Here is a 6,585-nt window from a genome sequence, read left to right on the forward strand (position 1 = left end):
AAACAGGTCTCGCGATCGCTCGCGAGGGTCACAGAGAACAGAGAGAGGAAAACGCAGAGAAATGCCCACTTCCGACCGAATTGGGTCGATGGCGCTCGCGAGGGGGTAAGGTCAGAAAAGTGCATTTTCACTGGGGAAACTGCAAAAAAAGACCCCCCACCATTTCTGGTGAGAGGTCAGTTTTTGAGGGAAATGGTGGAGCTGGCGGGATTTGAACCCGCGTCCGCAAAACTTCCTCGAGCAGATCTACATGTTTAGCGGTCTGATTTGGGTCTCGCCACCGGAATCGCGCAGTCGCACGCTATGCCGGACGCCAGTACCCTACTTTCTCGCCTCTCACCAAGGTACCCGGTAAAAAGCCAGCCGATGTGAATGACCTTACAGCCTGGACAGCTTGCGCCACCCTTGCCCGGCCCATCGGCCTGCCGTTGTAAGGCTCACTGGTTATTAAGCAGCGAGTGCGAAACGTTCGTCGTTTGCAGTTAGTTTGTTTGAATCTGTTTTACGAGCGCATTCAGCTCGACATGCACCACAACGATTCCAATCCACGTCGAAACCAGTGCAGCCCCTAAGGCACTATTTTAGGCGCCTGCCAGACATTGCAAGAGTTGGGCAGGGGAATTAATTTCAGCATCGGCGCCCCACTGCGCAGTGTCGGCCTGCGCGCCAAGGTAGCCGTAGCACGCCGCGACCGAAAACATGCCTGCCGCGCGGGCGGCGAGGATATCGCGCTCGTCGTCGCCCACATAAACGCAGTGCGCTGGCTCCAGGCCGAGGCGCCGCGCCGCTTCGAACAGGGGCTCGGGGTGCGGTTTGGCAAAAGGTGTGGTGTCCCCGCTGATGACGACCGCCGCATTGGCGAACAAGGGCAACTGGGCCGCGAGCGGATCGGTAAATCGCTTCGATTTATTCGTGACCACGCCCCACGCCAGTCCACGGGACTCGATATCTTGAAGCAGGTGCAACACGCCGTCAAACACATAGGTGCGCTCGGTCATGCATTGCTCGTAATTCACAAAAAATTCTTCACGCAGGGCCTCGAAATCAGGCGACTCGGGCGTTACCCCGAAAGCCACGCCCAACATGCCGCGCGCGCCTGCGCCGGCCATGGCCCGGTACGCCGAATCGGGCAGCGAGGGCAGGCCGCGATCGGTACGCATTTTGTCGGCGGCAGCGCCCAGATCGGGCGCGCTATCAATCAGCGTACCGTCCAAATCAAACAGCACCGCTTTGACCGGGCCACGGGGGGTTTGCAAGCTCATGCGATCTTCCGGGTGGCAAACAGGTAATTCACCTGCGTGCTGTTGTTAAGGCTGTATTTACGGGTAATGGGGTTGTAACCCAGCCCCTTGGTGGCTTGCAACTCCAAGCCGGCCGCCCGGCAAAAGTGCGCCAACTCGCTGGGTCGGATCATCTTGGCGTATTCGTGGGTGCCTTTTGGCAGCAACTTGAGTATGTATTCCGCACCCACAATGGCCTGCAAGAAGGACATGGGATTGCGGTTCAGCGTCGAGAAAAAAACCCAACCGCCGGGCTTGACCATGCGCGCGCAGGCCGCAACCACCGAAGCGGGGTCGGGCACGTGTTCCAGCATTTCCATGCAGGTCACCACGTCGACAGACTCGGGCGCCTCCTCAGCCAAAGCTTCTGCGCTGATTTCGCGGTAAGCAACCCGGGGGGTCTGGGCTTCCAGGGCGTGCAATTGCGCCACACGAAGAGCCTTGGTGGAGAGGTCTATGCCCAATACATCGGCGCCCTGCCTGGCCGCGGAATCCGCCAAAATGCCGCCGCCACAACCAACATCCAGCAGACGCTTGCCTTGCAGAGGGACGAAGCCCTGAATCCAGGCCAGGCGCAGCGGGTTGATTTGGTGCAGGGGCTTGAACTCACTCTCGGTATCCCACCAGCGGTGTGCGAGGTCCGAGAACTTGGCCAATTCGGCGGGGTCAGCGTTGAGGGGTTGGTTCATGGTTTCATTATGGAGGGGGCAAGAAAAAACCCGCCGAAGCGGGTTTTTATCAATCGTTCCAGAGAACAGATTACTTGGCGCGTGTGCCAACCACTTCGATTTCAACGCGGCGGTTCTTGGCGCGACCGTCTTTGGTCTTGTTGTCAGCAACGGGTTGCTTCTCGCCCTTACCTTCGGTGTAAACGCGGTTCTTTTCAATGCCCTTGGACACCAAGTAGGCCTTCACAGCCTCAGAGCGCGCAACCGACAGCTTTTGGTTGTAAGCATCAGAGCCCACCGAGTCGGTGTGGCCGACGGCGATGATGACTTCCAGATTGATGGCCTTCACCTTGGCAACCAGGTCGTCGAGCTTGGCTTTGCCTTCGGCCTTCAGCACGGACTTGTCGAAGTCAAAGAAAGCATCGGCAGCATAGGAAACTTTGCTGGCAGCTGCAACGGGGGCAGCAGCGGGAGCGGGAGCGGGAGCGGGAGCGGGAGCGGGAGTTGGTGCTGGAGCAGCCACGGGAGCTGGTGCGGGGGCAGGAGCAGCCTTGGGTGCGACGATGGCGCCATCGCAGCCAGGAGCGGCGGTAGCGGGTGTCCAGCTGGCGTCGCGCCAGCATTGGCCTGAAGCGTTCTTCCAGACGTCGCCGGAGGCGCTGCGCCAGTTGTGGATTTCTTGAGCGCCAACGGCGGATGCCAACACGGTGGCAGCGATCAGGGCAGCTACTTGAGTCAGTTTTTTCATGGATCTTCCTTTTGGTCGGCGATAGTGGCAACGGACTGCCATTGAATATATGACGAAATGTGACGTCCATGGACGACTTGCCCGAGGACGTTCTCAAGATTGTGCCATACCGATGTGCACGCTTTGTGCACCATCGCACGCTCGGGAGCGAAAGCCAAAATCTCGCGGCCGCTGTTGCAACGAGGCTACACACCCGCGGTCGTAGAATCCACGGTCGTCCTCGACATTGATAGACAGAGATCAACCATGACCCAGTTCGCCAAAGAAACGCTGCCCATCAGTCTTGAGGAGGAAATGCGCCGAAGCTACCTGGATTACGCCATGAGCGTGATCGTGGGGCGCGCCCTGCCCGATGCGCGTGACGGGCTCAAACCCGTGCACCGCCGCGTGTTGTACGCGATGCACGAGCTCAACAACGACTGGAACCGCGCTTACAAGAAGTCGGCGCGTATTGTGGGCGACGTGATTGGTAAGTACCACCCGCACGGGGACCAGTCGGTCTACGACACCATCGTCCGCATGGCGCAAGATTTTTCGATGCGCCACATGCTGGTAGACGGGCAAGGCAACTTCGGCTCGGTGGACGGCGACAGCGCCGCGGCGATGCGTTACACCGAAATCCGGCTGGCCAAAATCGCGCACGAGTTATTGGCCGATCTGGACAAAGAAACGGTGGACTTCGGGCCCAACTACGACGGCTCCGAGCGCGAACCACTGGTGATGCCCACCCGCGTCCCCAACCTGCTGGTCAATGGCTCGGGCGGCATCGCCGTGGGCATGGCCACCAACATTCCGCCGCACAACCTGAATGAAGTCGTAGATGCCTGCCTGCATCTGCTGAAAAACCCCGCAGCATCGATTGACGAGCTGATGGACATCATTCCAGCGCCCGACTTTCCGACCGCCGGCATCATCTACGGCATTCAAGGCGTGAAAGACGGTTACCGCACCGGGCGCGGACGCGTGGTGATGCGGGCGCGCTGCCACTTCGAGGACATCGACAAGGGCCAGCGGCAGGCCATCATCGTGGACGAGCTGCCCTACCAGGTAAATAAGAAGACCTTGCAAGAGCGCATGGCCGAGCTGGTGCACGAAAAGAAGATTGAAGGCATCAGCCACATCCAGGACGAGTCCGACAAATCAGGGATGCGACTGGTGATTGAGCTCAAGCGCGGCGAGGTGCCCGAGGTGGTGCTGAACAACCTTTACAAGCAAACCCAGTTGCAGGACACCTTCGGTATCAACATGGTGGCGCTGGTCAACGGCCAACCCAAGTTGTGCAACCTGAAAGACCTGATTGAGGTGTTTCTGGATCACCGCCGTGAAGTGGTCACGCGCCGCACGGTGTTCAACCTGCGCAAGGCACGCGAACGCGGCCACGTGCTCGAAGGCCTGGCGGTCGCGCTGGCCAACATTGATGAGTTCATCCGCATCATCCGCGAGTCGCCCACCCCGCCTGTAGCCAAGCTGGAGCTGATGAACCGCCCGTGGGACAGCAAACTGGTGCGCGAGATGCTGACGCGTACCCGCTCTGATGGCGGCGTGGTGAACGCCGATGACTACCGCCCCGAGGGACTGGAGAAAGAATTCGGTATGGGCGGCGACGGCCTCTACCGCCTGTCGGAAACCCAGGCACAGGAAATCCTGCAAATGCGCTTGCAGCGACTCACCGGCCTGGAGCAGGACAAGATCGTTGCCGAATACAAAGAGGTGATGGCAGAGATTGAAGACCTGCTGGACATTCTGGCCAAGCCGCAGCGCGTGGCTGTGATCATCAGCGACGAGCTGGCCCATGTGAAGCAGGAATTCGGCCAAACCAAGATCGGCGCGCGCCGCAGCCTGGTGGAACACTCCTCGTTCGACCTGTCCACCGAAGACCTGATCACCCCCACCGACATGGTGGTCACGATGAGCCACAGCGGCTACATCAAGAGCCAGCCGCTGCATGAATACCGCGCCCAGAAGCGCGGCGGACGCGGCAAGCAAGCCACCGCCACCAAGGAAGACGACTGGGTGGACCAGCTGTTTGTGGCCAACACCCACGACTACATCCTGTGCTTCTCCAACCGCGGCCGCCTGTACTGGCTCAAGGTCTGGGAAGTGCCACAGGGCTCGCGCGGCTCGCGTGGCCGCCCTATCGTGAACATGTTTCCGCTGGCCGAAGGCGAAAAAATCACGGTGGTGCTGGCCCTCACCGGCGAGAAGCGGACCTTTCCCGCCGACCAGTACGTGTTCATGTCCACCCGCATGGGCACGGTCAAGAAGACAGCGTTGGACGAATTTTCAAATCCCCGCAAGGCAGGCATCATCGCTGTCGACCTGGACGAAGGCGACTTCCTGATTGGCGCGGCGCTTACCGACGGCAAGCACGACGTGATGCTGTTCAGCGACGGCGGCAAGGCGGTGCGCTTTGACGAAAACGATGTCCGCCCGATGGGCCGCAATGCGCGCGGCGTGCGCGGCATGATGCTGGACGACGGCCAGAACGTGATTGCCATGCTGGTGGCTGAAGACGAGCAGCAAAGCGTGTTGACTGCCACCGAAAATGGCTTTGGCAAGCGCACCAACATCACCGAATACACCCGACACGGCCGCGGCACCAAAGGGATGATTGCCATCCAGCAGACCGGGCGCAATGGCAAGGTCGTCGCAGCCACCCTGGTGCACGCTGATGACGAGATCATGCTGATCACCGACAGGGGCGTGCTGGTGCGCACCCGCGTAAGCGAGATCCGCGAACTCGGCCGCGCCACGCAGGGCGTGACCCTGATCGGACTGGATGAGGGCTCCAAGCTCAGCGGCTTGCAGCGCATTGTGGAAAACGACGCCAACCCCGCAGAATCTGCGGATGACGCCACCGACAACGCCGCGGGAGAATCTCCCGACGACGCTGCCGACGCGGGCTCAGACACCGAAAAGGGCGCCGAATAACTATCAATTTGATAGCTGCTCGCGCAGTATCTACGGGCGCTAGCGCCGGATTTCACTCCTAAATCAACCGATGCAACGCCCCTACAACTTCTCGCCCGGGCCGGCCGCCATGCCAGCCGAAGTACTGGTGCAAGCTGCCGCCGAGATGCTGAACTGGCCGGACGCCGAAGGTCGCCCCAGCGGCATGGGCGTGATGGAGATGAGCCACCGCGGGCGGGAGTTCATGAGCATCTATGCCGCGGCAGAGGCAGACCTGCGCGAACTGCTGGCGGTGCCGCAGAACTTCAAGATTTTGTTCATGCAGGGTGGCGGGCTGGCCGAGAACGCCATCGTCCCGCTCAACCTCAGCCGCCTGCGCGTAACCAGCGGACAAGGCGCTGCCGACTTCGTGGTCACCGGCAGCTGGAGCGATAAATCCTTCAAAGAAGCCGGCAAGTTTTGCGATGCGCAGCTCGCTGCCAGCAGCAAGCCGCAGGGTTTCATCGATATTCCCCCGCCCGAAGCCTGGCAGCTGCGCAAGGGCGCCAGCTATGTGCACATCTGCTCGAATGAGACCATCCACGGTGTGGAGTTCCATACCCTGCCCGACCTGAAGGCGCTGGGCTCGAGCGCTGAGCTGGTGATCGACTTCTCGTCGCACGTGGCCTCGCGCAGCGTGGACTGGTCCAAGGTCGGGCTGGCCTTTGGCGGTGCGCAAAAAAACCTGGGCCCTGCCGGGCTGACGCTGGTAGTGGTGCGCGAAGACCTGCTGGGTTTTGCCCAGTCGGGCTGCCCGAGCGCCTTTGACTACCAGACGGTAGCAAACAACGAATCGATGTTCAACACGCCACCCACGTTCTCCATCTACATCGCCGGTCTGGTGTTCCAGTGGCTCAAGCGCCAGGGAGGGATTGCCGCTATGGAGGCCCGCAACATCGCCAAGGCCGAGCTGCTGTATGGCGCGATCGACGCCTCCGGC

At 60.6% G+C, this 6,585-nt stretch carries 5 protein-coding genes and 1 other RNA gene; 2 read left to right on the forward strand and 4 right to left on the reverse strand.

Annotated elements, in window-relative coordinates:
• Positions 1 to 193 precede the first annotated feature (193 nt).
• The 4 genes from ssrA to ompA form a co-directional block, all read right to left on the reverse strand.
• Positions 194 to 569, reverse strand: a transfer-messenger RNA (tmRNA) gene (ssrA, locus tag Q0O05_RS10710).
• 12 nt (positions 570 to 581) lie between these two features.
• Positions 582 to 1,262: an HAD-IA family hydrolase gene (locus Q0O05_RS10715; protein ID WP_293662862.1), complete on the reverse strand. Its 681-nt coding sequence runs from the start codon at positions 1,260 to 1,262 to the stop codon at positions 582 to 584.
• Positions 1,259 to 1,969, reverse strand: coding sequence for a bifunctional 2-polyprenyl-6-hydroxyphenol methylase/3-demethylubiquinol 3-O-methyltransferase UbiG (ubiG, locus tag Q0O05_RS10720; protein ID WP_293662864.1), 711 nt, complete (start codon positions 1,967 to 1,969; stop codon positions 1,259 to 1,261). Before ubiG ends, Q0O05_RS10715 begins: the two co-directional genes overlap by 4 nt.
• Before the next feature lie 70 nt (positions 1,970 to 2,039).
• Complete coding sequence (gene ompA / locus Q0O05_RS10725) at positions 2,040 to 2,696, reverse strand: outer membrane protein OmpA (RefSeq protein WP_293662866.1); 657 nt, start codon at positions 2,694 to 2,696, stop codon at positions 2,040 to 2,042.
• A 246-nt stretch (positions 2,697 to 2,942) separates the two neighbouring features.
• On the opposite strand from ompA, the gene gyrA reads away from it, so the two are divergent.
• On the forward strand, positions 2,943 to 5,627 hold the full coding sequence (gyrA, locus tag Q0O05_RS10730) for a DNA gyrase subunit A (protein ID WP_293662868.1): 2,685 nt from the start codon (positions 2,943 to 2,945) through the stop codon (positions 5,625 to 5,627).
• A 70-nt stretch (positions 5,628 to 5,697) separates the two neighbouring features.
• Positions 5,698 to 6,585 (forward strand): 3-phosphoserine/phosphohydroxythreonine transaminase (serC, locus tag Q0O05_RS10735; RefSeq protein WP_293662870.1); only part of this gene is annotated, 888 nt, incomplete at its 3' end.

Origin of the sequence: Rhodoferax sp. OV413, assembly GCF_945881795.1 — a bacterium.
Classification (GTDB): Bacteria; Pseudomonadota; Gammaproteobacteria; order Burkholderiales; family Burkholderiaceae_C; genus Allorhodoferax.

Coding starts and splice junctions, on each gene's coding strand:
- Q0O05_RS10715 (WP_293662862.1), bottom strand. CDS start 1,262: ATGAGCTTGCAAACCCCCCGTGGCCCGGTCAAAGCGGTGCTGTTTGAT.
- ubiG (WP_293662864.1), bottom strand. CDS start 1,969: ATGAACCAACCCCTCAACGCTGACCCCGCCGAATTGGCCAAGTTCTCG.
- ompA (WP_293662866.1), bottom strand. CDS start 2,696: ATGAAAAAACTGACTCAAGTAGCTGCCCTGATCGCTGCCACCGTGTTG.
- gyrA (WP_293662868.1), top strand. CDS start 2,943: ATGACCCAGTTCGCCAAAGAAACGCTGCCCATCAGTCTTGAGGAGGAA.